Origin of the sequence: Polynucleobacter sp. AP-RePozz3-80-G7 (assembly GCF_018882145.1) — a bacterium.
Lineage (GTDB): Bacteria > Pseudomonadota > Gammaproteobacteria > Burkholderiales > Burkholderiaceae > Polynucleobacter.
In genome coordinates this window covers 241,178-259,493 of the sequence record NZ_JACVPC010000001.1, presented here as the reverse complement: position 1 = coordinate 259,493, position 18,316 = coordinate 241,178, and the positions used below count along the sequence as shown (strand labels likewise).

The following is an 18,316-nucleotide window of genomic DNA, read 5'->3' as shown; positions in this document are numbered from 1 at the left end:
ACTTTTGGTTTACTTAAGAGGTGAGGGTGGATTTTCTCACGGGGGCCAACACCAAAAGGCGTCGCTCCACCGCTAAATTAGGGATGTGAAGGGGCTCATCGGCAACTAAGCGCCAATCGTCCATGGAAACATCTTTCATTTCGTCGTCAGCGCGCTTGGCCTTCATTGCAAATACCAGGCCATCGGGCTTTAAGAAGGGCAAAGACAAATCCAAAAAACGTGCGAGATTTGTAAACGCCCTAGAAATCACTGCATCAAACTGTGCCGGTTGTTGCACCGCAGCATCCTCCACTCGCTCACAAAGCACTTCAATATTTTTCAACTTCAACTTCCCGCGTACATGCTGCAAAAAAGCCGTCTTCTTCCGTATTGCCTCAATCAATGAAAGGTGCCAATCTGATTGAACAATAGCAATCGGAATGGCTGGTAGGCCGCCCCCTGAACCAAGGTCCGCAATCTTAGGAGACGAGGTCTTTAAGAAACGTTTCAATACTGGCAAAACTGCAATGGAATCAATAAGATGTAGTCGAATAGAATCTTTCTCGCCTTCGATTGCTGTGAGGTTATGAACCCGATTCCAGCGTCCCATTTCTTGCAAAAACAACTCTAAATCAGCGATATTGCTTGGACTTAACTCCAGCCCAAGATCCTCAATTCCCAAAGCAAGCAAACCCTCACTCATAGGTTTCTTGAGTACGGCCCAAGCCTTTTTTAAGGTGCACCAATAAAAGTGAAAGGGCGGCAGGCGTGACCCCTGAAATGCGGCCGGCCTGACCTAATGTTTCGGGTTTATGCAAATTCAGTTTTTGCTGAACCTCCTTAGATAAGCCAACAACCTGAGAGTAATCGAGTGATTCCGGTAAGGGGAATGATTCATTGTGTTCTTGACGAGCGATTTCAGTCGCCTGACGATCGATGTAACCCTGGTATTTAACTGAGATTTCTACCTGATCGCTAATTTGAGCAGCCAAGCCAAGATCTTCGTCTAGAGTTGCTGGAGCCCACATTCCATTGCCCAAAGCAGTAATTGCTTCATAAGTAACCCCTGGGCGCCTCAATAACTCCGTTAAGTTGCATTCATGAGACAGGCCTTGACCTAGCAACTGAGAAACTAGGGGTGCGGCCTCGTGTTTTGGGCCAACCCAAATATCTTGCAAACGAGATGTTTCACGTGAAACAGCCTCTTGTTTTCTGCAAAAAACTGCCCAACGATAATCATCCACCAAACCAAGCTCGCGCCCAATTGTGGTTAAGCGCATATCTGCATTATCTTCACGCAAGCTCAAGCGATATTCTGCTCGGCTTGTAAACATGCGATATGGCTCCTGGACTCCGCGGGTAATCAGGTCATCAACCAAGACACCAATATAGGACTCGCTGCGCTTGGGCAACCATGGCTCTTTTCCTTTGGCCGCTAAGCCAGCGTTAATTCCAGCCAACATGCCTTGCGCTGCAGCCTCTTCATAGCCAGTGGTGCCATTAATCTGGCCAGCAAAGTAAAGCCCACCAATAACCCTGGTCTCAAGGCTATGGCGTAATTGGCGTGGATCAAAGAAGTCATATTCAATTGCGTAGCCAGGGCGGACAATCACCGCAGACTCCATACCCCGAATACTGCGGACTAAGTCCCACTGAACATCAAAAGGTAAGCTGGTAGAAATCCCATTGGGATAAAACTCATTGGTTGTGAGGCCTTCTGGCTCCAAGAAGATCTGATGACTATTTCTAGAGGCAAAGCGATGAATCTTGTCCTCAATAGAGGGGCAGTAGCGGGGACCAACCCCCTCAATCACACCGGTATACATCGGTGAACGATCTAAACCGCCCCGAATAATATCGTGAGTCTTTTCGTTTGTATGAGAAATCCAGCAGGGAACCTGCTTAGGATGCTGCTCTGGACGCCCCAAATAAGAAAATACTGGCACTGGATCCAAGTCCCCAGGCTGCTCAAGCATGACTGAAAAGTCGATTGTTCGACCATCAATGCGAGGTGGAGTACCAGTCTTCAATCTTCCCTGAGGAAGCTTCAATTCCTTTAATCTAGCCGATAAGGAAACTGCTGCAGGATCACCCGCACGCCCACCGGCGTAGTTATTTAAGCCTACATGGATCTTTCCATCTAAAAAGGTGCCCGCCGTAAGAACAACTTTCTTTGCAGCAAACTCTAGGCCCATTTGAGTAACCACACCCTGAACCTCATCACCCTTAACCAATAAGTCATCAACTGCGGCCTGGAAGAGGGTTAAATTAGGTTGATTTTCTAGACGGCGCCGAATGGCGGCCTTATACAGAACTCGGTCCCCTTGAGCACGAGTAGCCCGAACAGCAGGGCCCTTACTAGAATTTAGAATGCGGAACTGAATGCCGGCTTCATCAGTAGCCGCAGCCATAGCGCCGCCCATCGCATCAATTTCTTTTACTAGATGGCCCTTACCAATCCCGCCGATGGAAGGATTGCAGCTCATGGCGCCCAAGTTTTCAATGCTATGGGTAATTAATAGGGTGTCGCACCCCATACGCGCCGACGCAAGCGCGGCCTCAGTCCCAGCGTGACCGCCTCCAACCACAATGACATCGAAACTTTTGGAATAACGCATGATTTGCCTCAGATAGGGCGATGATCATAGCATTTTGTTTGTTTCACGTGAAACAAAAGATTAAAAATTCCTAGAAAAACAATAGGCAGATTTCTAAGTAATTGATTTAATTGATGAAATAAGCATTCCAGGCTGACTTCAATATCAGCGCACTAACAATAGCTAAAAAGGCCTTTCTGACAAAGGCGCTACCATGCTTAATTGCCAATCGACTACCAAACTGACTGCCAGCTATATTAGCAACCATCATTGCAAACCCGAGAGGCCAGTTAATTTGACCGAGACTAGCCAACATCAAAATAGCTGCCAGATTGGTTGCCACATTTACCAATTTCGTTGCCGCAGACGCATGAAGAAAATCAAAACCAAAAAAGCGCACGAAACCAAACAACAAAAAACTGCCGGTACCAGGACCAAAGAAGCCGTCATAAAAACCAATTGTTAAACCAAGGACTACACCCTTGAGCTGTTGAAAACGCCCAAGAATTTTCGGCGCATGCGCCTCTCCAAGCGAAGGTTGAAACCAGGTGTACAGAAGCAGGAACAACAAAACAAATGGCAACGCTTTGCGCAAAGGCTCGGCTGGAAAATTGCTCACTGCATTTGCACCCAAAAGAGAGCCTACAAAACCCGCAACAATTGCTGGTAAAACAATTGCCCAAGGTAAAGAAACATGGCGCAAAAATTTACGCGCAGCATTAAAAGTCCCACCAACCGCAGCAACCTTATTCGTCGCTAGCAAAGTTGCGGGTGGAACATTGGGGTAAGCAGCAAACAGGGCGGGCACCTGAATCAAGCCACCACCTCCAGCTACGGCATCAACCAGACCAGCAAAGAAAGCCATTGCCAAAAGCAGTGGCCATATGAAAATTGAAAATTCGATGAGAGTCTCTTTTAATTGAATGAGTGCGGCGAAAGCGCCGCACTAAAAATCAAATAATAAAAGGAAAAACAAAAACTCAGTTTTTGTTTTTATAGTGCGCAGCAATCTCGCCAACAACGCCTCGACGGAATGCTAAAACACAAATGACAAAAATGAAGCCTGTTGCAATTGTGCTCCATGAGCCAATATTGGCAAGATAATTTTGCAGGCCAACGACAATTCCCGCGCCAACCACTGGGCCCAGAATGGTTCCCATACCACCAAGCAAGGTCATCAACACAACCTCGCCAGACATATGCCAATGAACATCGGTCAGTGTTGCCAACTGGAATACCAAAGATTTCATGGAACCAGCCAAGCCAGATAATGCGGCTGAGATCACAAAAGACATCAACTTAAAACGATCAACGTCATAGCCCAGGGAAATAGCGCGGGGCTCATTCTCGCGAATTGCCTTAAGAACCTGACCAAACGGAGAGTGCACTGTGCGCATGATGACGGCAAAACCAAACAAGAAAACCGCCAAAACAAAGTAATACATCGCAACATCGTCCTTTAGGTCAATCAAGCCAAATAACATGCCGCGGGGGACACCCTGTATTCCATCTTCGCCACCCGTAAATGGAAGCTGAACAGCTAAAAAGTAAACCATTTGCGAAAGAGCCAAAGTCACCATCGCAAAGTAAATGCCTTGTCTGCGAATGGCCAACGATCCAATTAAGAATCCCAAAACACCAGAGCCAACAACGCCCAACACAATTCCTAACTCAGGGGAGAGGCCCGCTTCTTTGCAGAAGTAGGCGGTAATGTAAGCAGCAGTTCCAAAAAATGCTGCATGACCAAAAGATAGAAGCCCGGTAAAACCCAAAAGCAAATTGAATGCGCATGCAAAAAGGGCGAAGCACAACACCTTCATTGCAAACACGAGATAAATAAAATCTTGGAAGGGCAATAACAGGGCAATTAAAACCAAGATGCCGTAAAGCAATTTTGTTTTTGGACTCATGCTTATTTCTCCCGCCCAAACAGTCCAGCAGGGCGAATCAAAAGAACAATTGCCATGATCACAAAAATCACAACGCCGGAGGCCTCTGGATAAAAGACCTTAGTCAGGCCCTCAACCAGACCCAAGCCCAAACCAGTAAGGATGGCACCCATAATCGAGCCCATACCACCAATCACCACCACCGCAAACACAACAATGATGAGGTTGGAACCCATCAACGGGTTCACCTGGAAAATGGGGGCTGCTAATACACCAGCAAAACCTGCTAGACCAACGCCATAGGCGTAGGCCAAAGAAATCATCAGCGGGACATTGATACCAAAGGCTTGTAGTAATTTAGGGTTTTCGGTTCCAGCGCGCAAATAGGCGCCCAACTTTGTTCTCTCAATCACATACCAGGTTGAGAAACATACCGTCATAGAAATGACCACAACCCAGATGCGATACTTCGGCAAGATGATGCCAAGAGACTCAAGGGGGATTGCCCCCTGCAGCATCTCTGGGGCTGGATAGCCCTCTCCAGAGATGCCGTACCAATGACGGAACATGCCCTCAATAATGAGAGCCAAACCAAAAGTCAACAACAAACCATATAGGTGGTCAAGGTGGTACAGGCGGCGCAACATCGTGCGCTCCAAAATTAAGCCAAATCCCGCCAAAACCAATGGCACAACAATAAGAGCAAACCAATAATTAATAGATAGGTCAGGAAAGCCAAGCCATTGGCTAATCTGGGTTAAACCAATCCAGGCAATAAAAGCGCCCATAGTGTACTGAGCGCCATGTGCAAAATTAATGATGTTGAGAAGGCCAAAAATAATGGCCAATCCCAAACTCAATATGGCGTAGAACGAGCCATTAATAAGCCCCACCAAGAGCTGGGCTACCAGCCCTTGAGGGGTAATTCCGAGAAGTTCAAACATTCTTGATTTCTAAATTTCTTACTTATTAACTAACTTGCACTTCGATTGCGAAAGCGGCAAAGTTGCTTCAGCAGCAGGGATCGTCGCGCGCACATTGTAATAATCCCACGGGCTCTTAGAGTCAGCAGGTTTCTTCACTTCCAACAAATACATGTCATGCTCAAACTTGCCATCCGCACGAATCTTGCCTTTGAAGAGGCCGTCATCGATGTTGGTTGATTTAAGCGCCTTCATTACAGCCTGCGTATCGTCTGTACCAGCTTTTTGAACCGCATTCAAATAAGCAAGAACGGATGAGTAAACACCGGCTTGAACCATGGTTGGCATACGCTTGTGTTGCAAGATAAAACGTTTGGAGAACGCGCGGGTCTTGTCATCCTTGTCCCAATAGAATCCTTCTGTAAGGTACATGCCTTGTGCGGCAGGTAGGCCCAAAGAATGCACGTCTGAGATAAACATCAATAAAGGAACAACGGTTTGTTTTTTGTTGATACCAAACTCAGAGGCTTGCTTAACGGTGTTGATAGTATCTTGACCAGCATTTGCCAAAGCAACTACATCCGCACCACTAGCTTGCGCCTTTAAAAGGTATGAAGAGAAATCGCTATTAGGGAAGGGGTGTTTGCTAGTACCCAAAACTTTACCGCCATTAGCAGTCACAACAGCTGTCGCATCTTTCTCAAGAGCAGCGCCGAAAGCATAGTCGGCAGTAATAAAGTACCAATTCTTTTTACCCTGTTTTACAACTGCTTTACCTGTGCCGTTTGACAGCGCATAGGTGTCATAAGCCCAATGCACATTGTTTGGCGTGCATTTTTCATTGGTAATGGTTAAAGAGCCTGCGCCAGAAACCAAAGTAATCTTGTTCTTTTGCTCTGCGACTTCCATCACAGCTAAGGCAACGTTGGTTGAAACCAATTCAACAATTACATCCACACCATCTTTGTCGTACCATTCGCGTGCTTTGTTAGCAGCGATGTCGGCTTTGTTCTGGTGGTCAGCGCTTACGAGCTCAATCTTCTTGCCAATTACAGTGCCGTCTTTGGAAAAGTCGGCAATCGCCATCTTTGCCGCAATTACCGCACCAGGGCCAGCCAAATCAGAGTAGGTTGATGAAAGGTCGGTTAATACACCAATCTTTACAACATCGCCACTTACCTTAGATCCACTTTGTGCAAACGCTGGGTTTGTACCAAACATAGTCGCCGCAACCAGACACGCGGTTATTTGCTTTAACTTCATTACCGTCTCCTATAGAAATCCACTAAACACCAAGATACTCATTTAATAAGGTTGCTTTTTCGGCAAGCTCGCTTTGTTGCACTACCTCAACCACATTTCCATGCTCAACAACATAATGACGATCAGCCAAGGGTGCAGCAAAACGAAAGTTTTGCTCAACCAACACAATCGTGAAACCTTTGTTGCGCAAACTGGTAACAACTTCACCAAGCTTTTGCACAATCACGGGCGCCAACCCCTCAGTAATCTCATCCAATAACAATAGCTTTGCGCCGGTTCTCAGAATTCGCGCCATCGCTAGCATTTGCTGCTCACCACCAGATAGGCGGGTGCCAGGGCTATTTCTTCTTTCATAGAGATTTGGAAACATTTCATAAATCTCATCCAAACCCATGCCGCCAGGAGCAATCTCCGGTAATAGCAAAAGGTTTTCCTCTGTACTCAAACTAGCAAAAATGCCTCTTTCTTCTGGGCAAAAACCAACCCCCAGACGAGCAATCTTATAAGTGGGCATGAAGATAGTTTCCGCCCCATACACCTCTACAGAACCAGCTCTTTTGCTAGTTAATCCTAGGATGGTCTTCAGAATGGTGCTTCGACCGGCGCCATTTCGTCCAAGTAAAGTAACCACCTCACCATCACGCACAGCAAAATTCACGCCATGCAAAATATGGGATTCGCCATACCAAGACTCTAAATTTTTAACCTCTAGCGCCATGGTGCTCATGAGTTATCTCCCCCGTGGCTACCCATATAAGCCTCAACAACCAATGGGTTGTTTGAAACCTCATGATAAGAACCCTCGGCCAGCACGGATCCACGCTGTAAAACGGTAATACGATCTGCAATTGAAGAAACCACCTTCATATTGTGTTCAACCATCAGAATAGTACGGCCCTTGGCCACTCGATCAATCAACTCTGTTACACGCTCAACATCTTCGTGGCCCATTCCCTGGGTGGGCTCATCCAAAAGCATTAACTCTGGCTCCATAGCTAAAGTTGTTGCAATTTCAAGCGCCCTTTTACGGCCATAAGCTAGGTTGAGAGTTTCCTCGTTGGCAAAATCTTCTAAGCCAACCTCATGAAGCAGCTCTAGTGCGCGCTCGTTAAGCACATTCAAGGAATTTCCAGACTTCCAGAAGTGAAACTCGGTACCCAATTCTCGCTGCAGTGCAACACGAACATTTTCAATAACCGTTAAATGTGGAAAAACTGCAGAAATCTGAAAAGAGCGAATAATGCCCCGTCTCGCAATTTGTGCGGGGGCCTCTTTAGTAATGTCAAAACCGTTGAATAAGATTTGTCCGCTGCTGGGCTCTAAAAATTTAGTCAGCAAATTGAAGCAAGTTGTTTTACCGGCTCCATTGGGCCCAATTAAAGCGTGAATAGTTCCCCGAGCGACATCTAGGTTCACATCGGTGACCGCGGAAAATCCCTTGAAGGATTTCCCCAGTCCAATTGTTTTTAATATTGTTTCTTGCAATGTCATACCCTCTACCCCCTACTTGGGAGCAAGAATACGAGAATACCCGAAGATGGCTTGGGTTTATATAGCAATAACCCTAAACAATTAAAGTGGCAACGCTAAAAAAATTTTAGGAAAGTTTTTGAAATTCCTGAATTGCTGAACGGGCCAATTCGTCTAAGACATCAACCGGAACCCTTTGGGCGCCCTGCACAATCATTAACGCATATGGTTTGGCGAGGGCCGAAGCTTCAGGGCAGAGCCGCAACTCATCACCCTCTGATGGGGACTGGCTGCGCCAGTAATTGATGGCAGCCTCTAATTCTTGGATTGTTACAAACAACATTAAATTGTTTTTACTTATCTTTGGTTGCAAGCATAGTGCCACGGCATTTTTTTGCACCACAACGGCACTCGTAATCTTTTTTCATTTGCTTGGTAATTTTGCCCTCAATATCAAGTGAGTAGTCATAAAACAACTCTTCACCAACCTTAAGGGCGCGCTTTGCATAAATAAACACGCGGGGCTCACCATCAAAACTATCTTCCCGAGTTTCGCAAATTGGCTTACATGAATGATTGATCCAGCGCGCAGCATTCCCGCCATATTTCGCATCAATCACACGGCCATCTTCTAAGGAAAAGTAAAAGGTGTGATTGGGGTCTTTGGGGTCATGTGGGTGGCGCTTCTCAGCAAGCTTCCAACTAATGCGCTCGCCTTTATATTCAATGATTGCTTGACCCTTTTTAATGGGCTTAGCAACAAAGACCCCTTTTCCATGAATCGGCGAAGACTTCACAACAATAGAGGAGCGGTCCACCTTAGGTGGTTTTAATTTTTTGGATGTCATAAATTAAACGTCTAAGTTGCGGGCAATGAGGGCATTTTTTTCAATAAATGCACGACGAGGCTCCACCTCATCCCCCATGAGTGTAGTAAAGACTTGGTCTGCAGCAATTGCATCTTCAATCTTTACCTGCAAAAGTGTCCTGGAGCTTGCATCCATCGTGGTTTCCCATAGCTGCGAAGGGTTCATCTCACCAAGACCCTTATAGCGTTGACGACTCAATACGCGCTCCGCCTCAGACAACAACCAGGCAAAGGCTGCTCTAAAGTCGCCAATAGTTTGCTCTTTTTGGTTTTTGTCTGGGTCACCACGACGAACCTTGGAGCCCGCCACAACTTTACCTGATAAAACAGCTGCGGCATTTGCAAGGCTTTGATAATCATCGCCATGAACAAAGTCAGAATTAATGGAAGAGAGCTTCAGATTCCCATGAATGCGGCGCGATAACAATAAACGGAAGCGCTCAGTACGGTCTTCTTTTTGAACAATAATTTCTGGTGGCAAAGCTAAAGGATTCAAAGAGTCCGCAAGCGCTTGCCTTAAACGATCAGCAGATTCATTTGCTGATTTTTCTGTATCCAAATTTAATGGTGTTCCTGAAGCAATTGCTCGCAGAGCATCTTCATCAATGGTGCGAGACAAGCGGTCAACAATGGACTGAATCACTTGATAGTGTTTTGCTAACTCATTGAGCGCCTCACCCTCAATAATTTCACCCAATGGTGTTTGTAGGGATGCTGTTTCAAGCGCAATTTTTAATAACAACTGATTTAGCTCGTTGTCGTCTTTAATGTACTGCTCATTCTTACCAAACTTTACTTTGTAAAGGGGTGGTTGGGCAATATAGATATGGCCACGCTCGATCAACTCAGGCATCTGTCTATAAAAGAAGGTTAATAGCAGGGTGCGAATGTGGCTACCGTCAACGTCCGCGTCGGTCATGATGATGATGCGGTGATAGCGCAATTTGTCTGCTTTATATTCTTCGATCCCGATGCCGGTGCCCAGAACGGTAATTAAAGTAACCACCTCTTGGCTAGCAAGCATTTTGTCAAAACGAGCTTTTTCAACGTTAAGGATTTTTCCTTTTAAAGGAAGAATTGCTTGGAAGTGACGATCACGCCCCTGTTTCGCAGAGCCCCCCGCAGAGTCTCCCTCAACAATAAAGAGTTCAGACTTCGTTGGGTCTTTTTCTTGGCAGTCGGCTAACTTGCCGGGCAGACCAAGTCCATCCAACACACCTTTACGCCTGGTCATATCACGCGCTTTGCGTGCCGCCTCTCTAGCGCGGGCAGCGTCAACAATCTTGCCGCACAGAATCTTGGCATCCGCTGGGCGCTCTTGCAGATATGCACTTAAGGCCTCAGCAACAATCTCCTCAACAGGCCCACGGACCTCGCTGGAAACTAATTTATCTTTTGTTTGGCTAGAGAATTTTGGCTCTGGAACTTTCACCGACAAAACACAGGCTAAACCCTCACGCATATCGTCGCCAGAAATTTCTACTTTTGCTTTCTTAGCAACTTCATGCTCATCAATGTATTTGTTAATGACGCGTGTCATTGCGGCACGCAAACCGGTCAAGTGTGTTCCACCATCCCGTTGTGGAATGTTATTAGTAAAGCAAAGTACTTGCTCACTAAAGCTGTCATTCCACTGCATAGATACTTCAGCGGTAATTTGACCACCTAAGTCTGAAGGGCGATTACCCTCAGCATAAAAAATATTAGGGTGCAGTACGTTTTTAGTTTGGTTGATGTACTCCACAAAGCCTTTTACACCACCAGAGAAAGCAAAATCTTCTTCTTGACCGGTACGTTGGTCAATAAGTTTGATGTGAACACCATTATTTAAAAACGAGAGTTCACGAATACGTTTAACCAAGATTTCATAATGAAACTCAACATTTCCAAAAATTGTCTCGTCGGCCAAAAAGTGAACTTCAGTTCCCGATAACTCAGTGTCGCCAGTAACGGTAATTGGAGAAACTAAAACACCATTCTCATCAACAACATTGCGATTTTGAATAACGCCGCGTGCAAATTCCATGTAGTGAGCTTTACCATCACGACGAATGGTTAACTTTAACCATTTGGATAGCGCATTTACACAACTAACACCCACACCATGAAGGCCGCCAGAAACTTTATAACTATTTTGATCGAACTTACCACCAGCATGGAGCTCAGTCATGACAATTTCAGCAGCACTACGTTTCGGCTCATGCTTATCGTCATATTTAATCCCTGTTGGGACACCACGACCATTATCGACAATAGAAATAGAGTTATCAGTTTGGATAACTACTGTGATTTCAGAACAATAGCCAGCCAAAGCTTCGTCAATGGAGTTATCCAAAACCTCAAATACAAGGTGGTGCAAACCCGTGCCATCGGATGTGTCTCCGATATACATCCCAGGACGTTTACGAACAGCCTCAAGACCCTCTAGGATTTGAATCGATGCAGCGCCGTACTGCTCTACTACTTTTTTTTCTTCAGTCATTTTTTTCTAAGTTAAATACGCATTGGCATCACAACATACTTAAAACTCTCTGAGCCAGGCAGAGTAATTACAGCACTGCTGTTTGCATCACCTAAGCTAATTTGAATCTTTTCGCTCTTTAGGTTTGATAAAACATCCAACAAATAGCTAACGTTAAATCCAATTTCTACTGCATCACCAGCATAGTCAGTCTCAATCTCTTCTTGAGCTTCTTCCTGCTCAGCATTGGTTGATTGAATGGTGATGCGGTTTGGGGAAAGAGAGAAACGGACACCCTTAAATTTGTCTGTTGTCAAGATAGCGGCACGCTGGAGTGCTGATTGAAGGGCATCACGACCAACTACGAGTGAGTTTTTATGACCCTTTGGAATGACCCTTTGGAAATCTGGAAACTTACCTTCAACTAATTTCGAAATTAATTCAATATCACCAAATGCAAACTTCACTTGATTAGCTGTCAGGCTAATTTCTAAAGATTCATCAGAATCCTCAAGTAAATGTTGGCACTCCAAAATTGTTTTGCGGGGAATAATAATTTCTTGTTTTTGACCAGAGCCCGATGGGGCCTCTGCCAGTTCAACTTGAGAGTAAGCAAGGCGGTGGCCATCTGTTGCCACCGCAACCACCTCTTTACCTTCAACCACCAACAACATCCCGTTTAAGTAGTAGCGAATATCTTGTTGAGCCATTGAAAAATGTACTTGGCTAATGAGTTGACGGAAACTCTTTTGTGACATCTTCCAAGCAGCGGTTACTTCACCCACACTTTGCATTACTGGAAATTCAGTTGCAGAAAGTGTTTGCAAAGAGAAGCGGCTTTTGCCGCTTTGAACAACCATTTTGTTATCTTTAAGATTTAAGGATACCGGGCCCTCTGGTAATGCACGCAATATATCTAGAAGTTTTCTGGCGGCAACGGTTGTTGTTACATCCTCTGTACCAACACCAAAATTAGCGTTCGTTGTAATTTGAATTTCAATATCAGTGGAGATGAATGAAACTTTTTCCCCAACTTTTTTAAATAAGAGGTTTGCCAAAATTGGCAGCGTATGTCTACGTTCAACAATTCCACTAACAACCTGAAGTGGTTTTAGTAGGCTATCGCGAGAAGTGTTAACGAGTTGCATTGCTTTTAAATCCTTGTATATATCTTAGTAGTAATAGTAATAAGGGCTCGAAATTCCGTGGATAAGTCAAAAACCCCTTACAAAACAACACATTGGAGACTAAAAAACCTGTGGAAAACTTTTGTATAAGCGCTGCATAAAAAGGGGATAACTTTTTATCAACACCCTATTTTTGCATGAAGCTGAATCTTTCCACAATTTATCCACATCTAATCCCCAAACTTATCCCTAGGGTTGTCCACAACCTTATCCACAAGTAAAAAACTACGCTTTTAAAGTTTGCTCAATAACATGAATTTCATGGTTTAGCTGCCCATCGTGTGCTCGCTCATCTGCAATTTTACGAACGGCGTGAAGGACTGTTGTGTGGTCCCTACCGCCAAATAATTCACCAATCTCCGGCAGGCTTTTTTGTGTCAACTCTTTGGCCATAAACATTGCAATTTGACGGGGTCGAGCAATGTTGGCTGGGCGCCTCTTGGAATACATGTCTGCGACCTTGATACTATAGAAATCAGCAACCGCCTTCTGAATATTCTCGACAGAAATTTGCCGGTTTTGAATAGAAAGCAGGTCTTTTAGGGCTGTTCTGGCAACCTCAATCGTTACTTCACGACCGTGGAACCGAACAAACGCCAAAATCTTTCTCAAAGCCCCCTCTAGCTCACGAACGTTTGAGCGTAAGTGTTTTGCCACAAAAAATGCAACATCCTCACTCATGGGGATGCCTTCACTAATAGCTTTTTTCATCAAAATGGCTACACGCATTTCAAGTTCTGGGGGCTCAATTGCAACTGTCAATCCAGAATCAAAACGGGAAATAAGGCGATCATCGATACCCGCCATTTCCTTGGGGTAGGTGTCACTAGTAATAATAACTTGAGCCTTATTGCTTAATAAAGCCTCAAAAGCATAGAAAAACTCTTCCTGAGTCCTGGATTTACCGCTAAAGAATTGAATGTCGTCAATTAGCAAAAGGTCTAAGGAGTGGTAGTAACGCTTAAAGCGGTCAAACGCTTTTTGCTGATAGGCACGAACCACATCAGAAACATACTGCTCAGCGTGGATATAACGAATTCGGGCGTTAGGCTTTTCTTTTAAGAGGTGGTTACCAATCGCATGAATTAAATGGGTCTTACCCAGACCTACCCCACCATATAAGAACATGGGGTTGTAAGAGGTTCCAGGGTTATGCGCCACCTGAATCGATGCCGCCCTGGCAAGTTGATTGGCTTTGCCAGTAACAAATGTTTCAAAAGTGAGGTTTGGGTTGAGCTTTGAGTGGTCCTCAATCTCAAAAGCGCTCTCCTCTACCGATATGTTTGGTGCCGGGACCTCTATAGAAACATTTTTTTCTATAGGCTCTTCCGTTGTTATGGGGGGCGCGGTATTGGTTGTGCCACCCTCTACAGAAAGCGTAAAACCGACATTAATGGGGCGCCCAAAATACTGGGAGGCTAACTCTTGGAATCGGTCTGCAAAGGTCTTTTTGGTCCAGTCCAACTTAAATCGATTGGGGGCTCCAATTGTTAGTGAGTCATCACTTTCAATAAAAGACAATAAAGTAAGGGGTTGAATCCATGTTTTAAACTGTTGGGGCGACAGTTCGCGGGATAAAATGCCTATAGCATCATCCCAGAACCCCAGTGGGCTAATTGAATTCAAGGCGGGAGGATTGTGTAAGTTGCTCATATTTTTGGAGGATCCATTGTAGCGATGCTCCAAAGTTATCCACAAGCAACAAAAACGTGGAAAAGCTGTGGATAACTTGTGAATAATAGAAAAATCTCTATTTAAATTAATGATTTGAGAGAAATTTCACAAAAAATAGAGAAAAACACCTACATATTCATCAAGATCGATTGACCTTTTGCTCTGCAACAAGGAAAATACTTGGTTTTCCAGGGATCGAACATGAAAAGAACTTACCAACCCTCAGTAACTCGTCGCAAGCGTACACACGGCTTCCGTATTCGCATGAAAACCAAAAGTGGACGCGCAGTTTTAAATGCTCGTCGTGCAAAAGGCCGCAAGCGTTTGGCTGTGTAATTTAGCCATTGAATAGCGCAAGGATTTCTGAACTACTAAAAACACGCCCCAAGACAAGTTTGTATTGGGGTATGTATGTTGCATCCACTCAAGAGGGCGTTAAACCTGACTTGGGGGTTGCAGTAGCAAAGAAGCTAGCCAAAAGAGCGGTTGATCGAAACCGCCTAAAGCGGATGATTCGCGAATTGGTTTGGACGGCTCAAGCCAGCAAGCTAAACAAAGATATTGTGGTTAAGCTCAAAAAACCAATTGGTCGCGAAACTCGAGGCAGACTCAGAAATAAAGAAAAAGAAATTTTGCGCTCTCAAATTTCGGGGCTGCTTTAGGTGCGAGTTTTAAATAATGTGGCAATTAAGTTGGTAAAAATATATCAACTAGCTTTAAGTCCTTATTTAGGTATGCACTGTAAGTATGTGCCGAGCTGTTCGCAATATGCATGTGACTGCTTTGGTCACTACGGATTTATTAAAAGCTTTGGTCTTACGGTGTGGCGTATTTTGCGCTGCAACCCTTTGTCACACGGCGGTTATGATCCTGCTGTAAAAGATACAAAACACCAACTTAAGTGAATATAAATGGACTTTAAAAAAACAATTCTTTGGGCAGTATTCTCGATGTCGGGTCTCATGCTCTACAACAATTGGCAGGTTCATGAGGGCAAACCATCCTTGTTTGGTGGAACTCCAGCTGTTGTTGCTTCATCAAACGATAAGGCGACACCACCCAAGGTTGATACCCCGGCGGCAATAGCAGGCACACCCATTACCCAGGCGCCTAACTCCAAAGCAATAACAGGCGAGAATGCTGAAAAATTTGTTTTGTCTAACGACCTTCTTTCATTGGAGATAAGCTCTGCGGGCGCAAACGTCGTTGGTGCGAAATTATTAAAAGAACTAACCGCAGATCAAAAACCAGTAGAAATTTTCCAACATACACCTACCCACACCTATGTAGCTCGCTCAGGTTTGGTAGCTGTTGGTAATGCAGATTTGCCCAACCATACCAGCACATTTAAGCTTGACCGCTCAGGTAAAGACGAGTCTGGTAGACCGTTTTTGGTTCTTTCCGCCGAGCGTAACGGTGTGAAACTAGAAAAAACATTTCTCCTGAATCCTCAAAGTTACGATGTTTATGTTGGGCATCGGGTTACACAGGTGGCAGCAAATGGAGCTCCACTGAGTTTGTATACAGAGATTGTGCGAGACGGCTCCCAGGAGCAAAAAATTGGACCTTTTGGAGGTGCTTTTTCTGCAAGCACTTTTACTGGGCCAGCAATTTATACCGATGGGGATAAGTTTAAAAAGGTCCCATTTACAGATATAGAGAAAAATAAATTTACTGCACCCGCACAGATATCGGCCGGACAGCCTGGCTGGGTTGCTATGGTTCAACACTACTTCGCTAGTGCATGGATTCCAGATGACAAATTGCCGCGAGATATTTACTCAGGAAAAATCGATAGTGATTTGTACCGAGTCGGAATGCAGACACAATTAGGCGCAATTCCAGCTGGAACCACATTAATCGCTAATGCGCAGTTATTTGTTGGTCCACAAGAAGAGCGCATGTTGGAAACCATAGCACCTGGACTGGAGCTGCTTAAAGACTATGGCTATCTAACTATTCTGGCCAAACCTATTTTTTGGTTGCTGGAGCACATTCACAATATTGCTGGTAACTGGGGCTGGTCTATTATTTTATTAACCATTTTGATCAAACTGGTTTTCTTCCCCTTGTCTGCTGCAAGTTACAAGTCTATGGCTCGCATGAAGGAAGTTCAGCCACGCTTGGCGGCTATGAAGGAGCAGTACAAGGGCGAACCACAAAAACTCAATCAAGCCATGATGGAGATGTATCGCAAGGAAAAGATTAACCCGGTGGGTGGATGTTTACCAGTTGTGATTCAGATCCCTGTGTTTATTTCTTTGTATTGGGTGCTGCTGTCATCAGTTGAGATGCGCGGTGCACCATGGGTTTTGTGGATTCATGACCTCTCAGTGCCTGATCCGTACTACATTCTGCCAGTCGTCATGGCTGTCTCGATGTTTGTGCAAACGAAGTTGAACCCAACGCCTCCAGACCCAATTCAGGCGAAGGTGATGATGTACATGCCGATCGTCTTTTCAATCATGTTCTTCTTTTTTCCTGCCGGTTTGGTGTTGTATTGGGTCACCAACAATATCCTGTCGATTACTCAACAATGGCAGATTAATCGGATTTTTGGAAAAAAGCCCGCTAAGTAGTTTGAGCGCAGCATAACTCGCTTGTAATAAATAAACAGCAATGATGACAAGAAAATTGCCCATCATTGCTGTTGCAACCGCGCCCGGCAAGGCGGGCGTCGGAGTTATTCGCATTAGTGGGAAAAATTTAAGCGCGATGACGAGCGCCCTGTTTCAAAAAAATCTTTCCCCAAGACAAGCAAACTTATTAACACTCTGTGATGAGAATGGCCAAGCCATTGATCAGCTCATTGCAATTTATTTTGTTGGACCAGCCTCTTTTACGGGTGAAGATGTTTTAGAGCTTCAGTGTCATGGTGGACCACAACTTCTTGAGCTAGTGATGAAGCGCTGTCTTGAGTTGGGCAAAGACGAGGGGCTTGTCATTGCGGAGCCTGGCGAATTTACCCTGCGCGCCTATCTCAACAACAAGATTGATTTAACCCAGGCTGAGGCTATTGCAGATTTAATAGACGCGCAAAGCGAGGCAGCTGTTCGCGGTGCAGCGCGTTCTTTGCAGGGTGCTTTTTCTGATGACATTAACAATCTCATTGAAGAAATTACTCAACTCAGAATTTTGGTTGAGTCAACTTTAGATTTCCCAGAAGAAGAAATTGAGTTTCTAGAAAACGCTCAGGCACGCCAGCGCTTAACCGCCGTTAAAGAAAAGTTACAGGCTTTACGTGCTGGCGCTAAGCAGGGAAAAATTTTGCGTGACGGCATTCAGCTAGTGTTGGCTGGAGCACCCAATGTGGGGAAAAGCTCTTTGCTTAATCGCTTGGCCGGTGAAGAGGTGGCCATTGTTACTCCTATTGCTGGGACAACCCGAGACCGGGTTAAAGAAAGCATCACCATTGACAGCGTGCCCATGCACATTATTGATACAGCTGGTCTGCGCGAAACAACTGATGTTGTGGAGGCAAAGGGCATTGAAAGATCCTGGGATGCCATTCGTTTGGCAGACGTAGTGATTTTTTTGACTGATGCTCAGTCGGCCCCCCAACAGGACGACCTAAAAACCCAGATTTTGAGGGAATTACCACCTAAATGCGCTGTGCTTGAGCTTGTGAATAAGGCTGATTTGCTCCAAGAATCATCAAAAACTGCATCCAGTGAAACTTTGCTGATTTCCGCCAAAACTGGAGAGGGAATTGAGGGGCTAAAACAGAAGATTTTGGAGCTTGTGGGCTGGGCTGGACCCCAGGAGGGTGCTATTTTGGCTCGTAGAAGACATTTGGACTGCATAGAGCGTGCGGCCGAACATATTGAAAAATCGGAAGAATTCGCGGCAAATGGCAACAATTCGCTGGAATTATTTGCAGAAGAGCTCTCTTTGGCCCAAAGACGCTTGGGTGAAATTACCGGAAAACTACTTCCAGACGACCTTTTGGGGAAAATCTTCAGCCAGTTCTGTATTGGCAAGTAAAGGGTTTGTGCTGTGTGTAGG

General features: G+C 45.1%; 18 protein-coding genes. 5 read left to right on the top strand and 13 right to left on the bottom strand.

The features are described from left to right. Window positions 1–13 precede the first annotated feature (13 nt). The 13 genes from rsmG to dnaA form a co-directional block, all read right to left on the bottom strand. Entirely contained in the window at window positions 14–682 is a 669-nt protein-coding gene (gene rsmG / locus ICE90_RS01400; RefSeq protein WP_216190679.1) for a 16S rRNA (guanine(527)-N(7))-methyltransferase RsmG, read from the bottom strand. Continuing rightward, window positions 675–2,597, bottom strand: coding sequence for a tRNA uridine-5-carboxymethylaminomethyl(34) synthesis enzyme MnmG (gene mnmG / locus ICE90_RS01395; protein ID WP_216190678.1), 1,923 nt, complete (start codon window positions 2,595–2,597; stop codon window positions 675–677). The genes rsmG and mnmG overlap by 8 nt, the downstream gene beginning before the upstream one ends. Window positions 2,598–2,703: 106 nt before the next feature. Beyond that, the gene (locus ICE90_RS01390) at window positions 2,704–3,441 is read right to left on the bottom strand and encodes a TSUP family transporter (RefSeq protein ID WP_216191292.1); all 738 of its coding nucleotides are present in this window, start codon (window positions 3,439–3,441) and stop codon (window positions 2,704–2,706) included. Window positions 3,442–3,556: 115 nt separating this feature from the next. Continuing rightward, entirely contained in the window at window positions 3,557–4,486 is a 930-nt protein-coding gene (locus tag ICE90_RS01385) for a branched-chain amino acid ABC transporter permease (RefSeq protein ID WP_216190677.1), read from the bottom strand. A gap of 2 nt (window positions 4,487–4,488) precedes the next feature. After that, window positions 4,489–5,409 carry a branched-chain amino acid ABC transporter permease gene (locus tag ICE90_RS01380; protein WP_216190676.1) on the bottom strand — a complete coding sequence of 307 codons (921 nt, stop codon included), beginning with the start codon at window positions 5,407–5,409 and terminating at the stop codon, window positions 4,489–4,491. Window positions 5,410–5,427: 18 nt separating this feature from the next. Next, window positions 5,428–6,651, bottom strand: a complete 1,224-nt coding sequence (locus tag ICE90_RS01375; protein WP_215321248.1) for an ABC transporter substrate-binding protein — start codon at window positions 6,649–6,651, stop codon at window positions 5,428–5,430. A gap of 22 nt (window positions 6,652–6,673) precedes the next feature. After that, window positions 6,674–7,378, bottom strand: a complete 705-nt coding sequence (locus tag ICE90_RS01370) for an ABC transporter ATP-binding protein (RefSeq protein ID WP_215321247.1) — start codon at window positions 7,376–7,378, stop codon at window positions 6,674–6,676. After that, a complete protein-coding gene (locus tag ICE90_RS01365) occupies window positions 7,375–8,142 on the bottom strand; it encodes an ABC transporter ATP-binding protein (protein WP_215321246.1) in 768 nt (255 codons plus the stop codon). The genes ICE90_RS01370 and ICE90_RS01365 overlap by 4 nt, the downstream gene beginning before the upstream one ends. Window positions 8,143–8,248: 106 nt before the next feature. Beyond that, window positions 8,249–8,464: a DUF3717 domain-containing protein gene (locus ICE90_RS01360; RefSeq protein ID WP_215321245.1), complete on the bottom strand. Its 216-nt coding sequence runs from the start codon at window positions 8,462–8,464 to the stop codon at window positions 8,249–8,251. Window positions 8,465–8,474: 10 nt separating this feature from the next. Further along, entirely contained in the window at window positions 8,475–8,969 is a 495-nt protein-coding gene (locus ICE90_RS01355) for an SET domain-containing protein (protein ID WP_215321244.1), read from the bottom strand. 3 nt (window positions 8,970–8,972) lie between these two features. Then, complete coding sequence (gyrB, locus tag ICE90_RS01350) at window positions 8,973–11,471, bottom strand: DNA topoisomerase (ATP-hydrolyzing) subunit B (RefSeq protein WP_216190675.1); 2,499 nt, start codon at window positions 11,469–11,471, stop codon at window positions 8,973–8,975. Between the two features lie 11 nt (window positions 11,472–11,482). Beyond that, window positions 11,483–12,598: a DNA polymerase III subunit beta gene (dnaN, locus tag ICE90_RS01345; protein ID WP_216154274.1), complete on the bottom strand. Its 1,116-nt coding sequence runs from the start codon at window positions 12,596–12,598 to the stop codon at window positions 11,483–11,485. A 264-nt stretch (window positions 12,599–12,862) separates the two neighbouring features. Then, entirely contained in the window at window positions 12,863–14,290 is a 1,428-nt protein-coding gene (gene dnaA / locus ICE90_RS01340; protein WP_255533261.1) for a chromosomal replication initiator protein DnaA, read from the bottom strand. A gap of 222 nt (window positions 14,291–14,512) precedes the next feature. Here dnaA and rpmH point away from each other — a divergent pair, with 222 nt between their 5' ends. The 5 genes from rpmH to mnmE all read left to right on the top strand — a co-directional run bounded on the left by rpmH (window position 14,513) and on the right by mnmE (window position 18,295). Then, on the top strand, window positions 14,513–14,647 hold the full coding sequence (gene rpmH, locus ICE90_RS01335; protein ID WP_011903922.1) for a 50S ribosomal protein L34: 135 nt from the start codon (window positions 14,513–14,515) through the stop codon (window positions 14,645–14,647). Between the two features lie 71 nt (window positions 14,648–14,718). Beyond that, window positions 14,719–14,973 (top strand): ribonuclease P protein component, encoded by a 255-nt coding sequence (gene rnpA / locus ICE90_RS01330; protein WP_255533260.1) that lies wholly within the window; start codon window positions 14,719–14,721, stop codon window positions 14,971–14,973. After that, a complete protein-coding gene (gene yidD / locus ICE90_RS01325) occupies window positions 14,974–15,216 on the top strand; it encodes a membrane protein insertion efficiency factor YidD (RefSeq protein WP_216154273.1) in 243 nt (80 codons plus the stop codon). 6 nt (window positions 15,217–15,222) lie between these two features. Beyond that, on the top strand, window positions 15,223–16,890 hold the full coding sequence (yidC, locus tag ICE90_RS01320) for a membrane protein insertase YidC (RefSeq protein WP_215321240.1): 1,668 nt from the start codon (window positions 15,223–15,225) through the stop codon (window positions 16,888–16,890). 43 nt (window positions 16,891–16,933) lie between these two features. Beyond that, window positions 16,934–18,295, top strand: a complete 1,362-nt coding sequence (gene mnmE, locus ICE90_RS01315) for a tRNA uridine-5-carboxymethylaminomethyl(34) synthesis GTPase MnmE (protein WP_216191290.1) — start codon at window positions 16,934–16,936, stop codon at window positions 18,293–18,295. Window positions 18,296–18,316 lie beyond the last annotated feature (21 nt).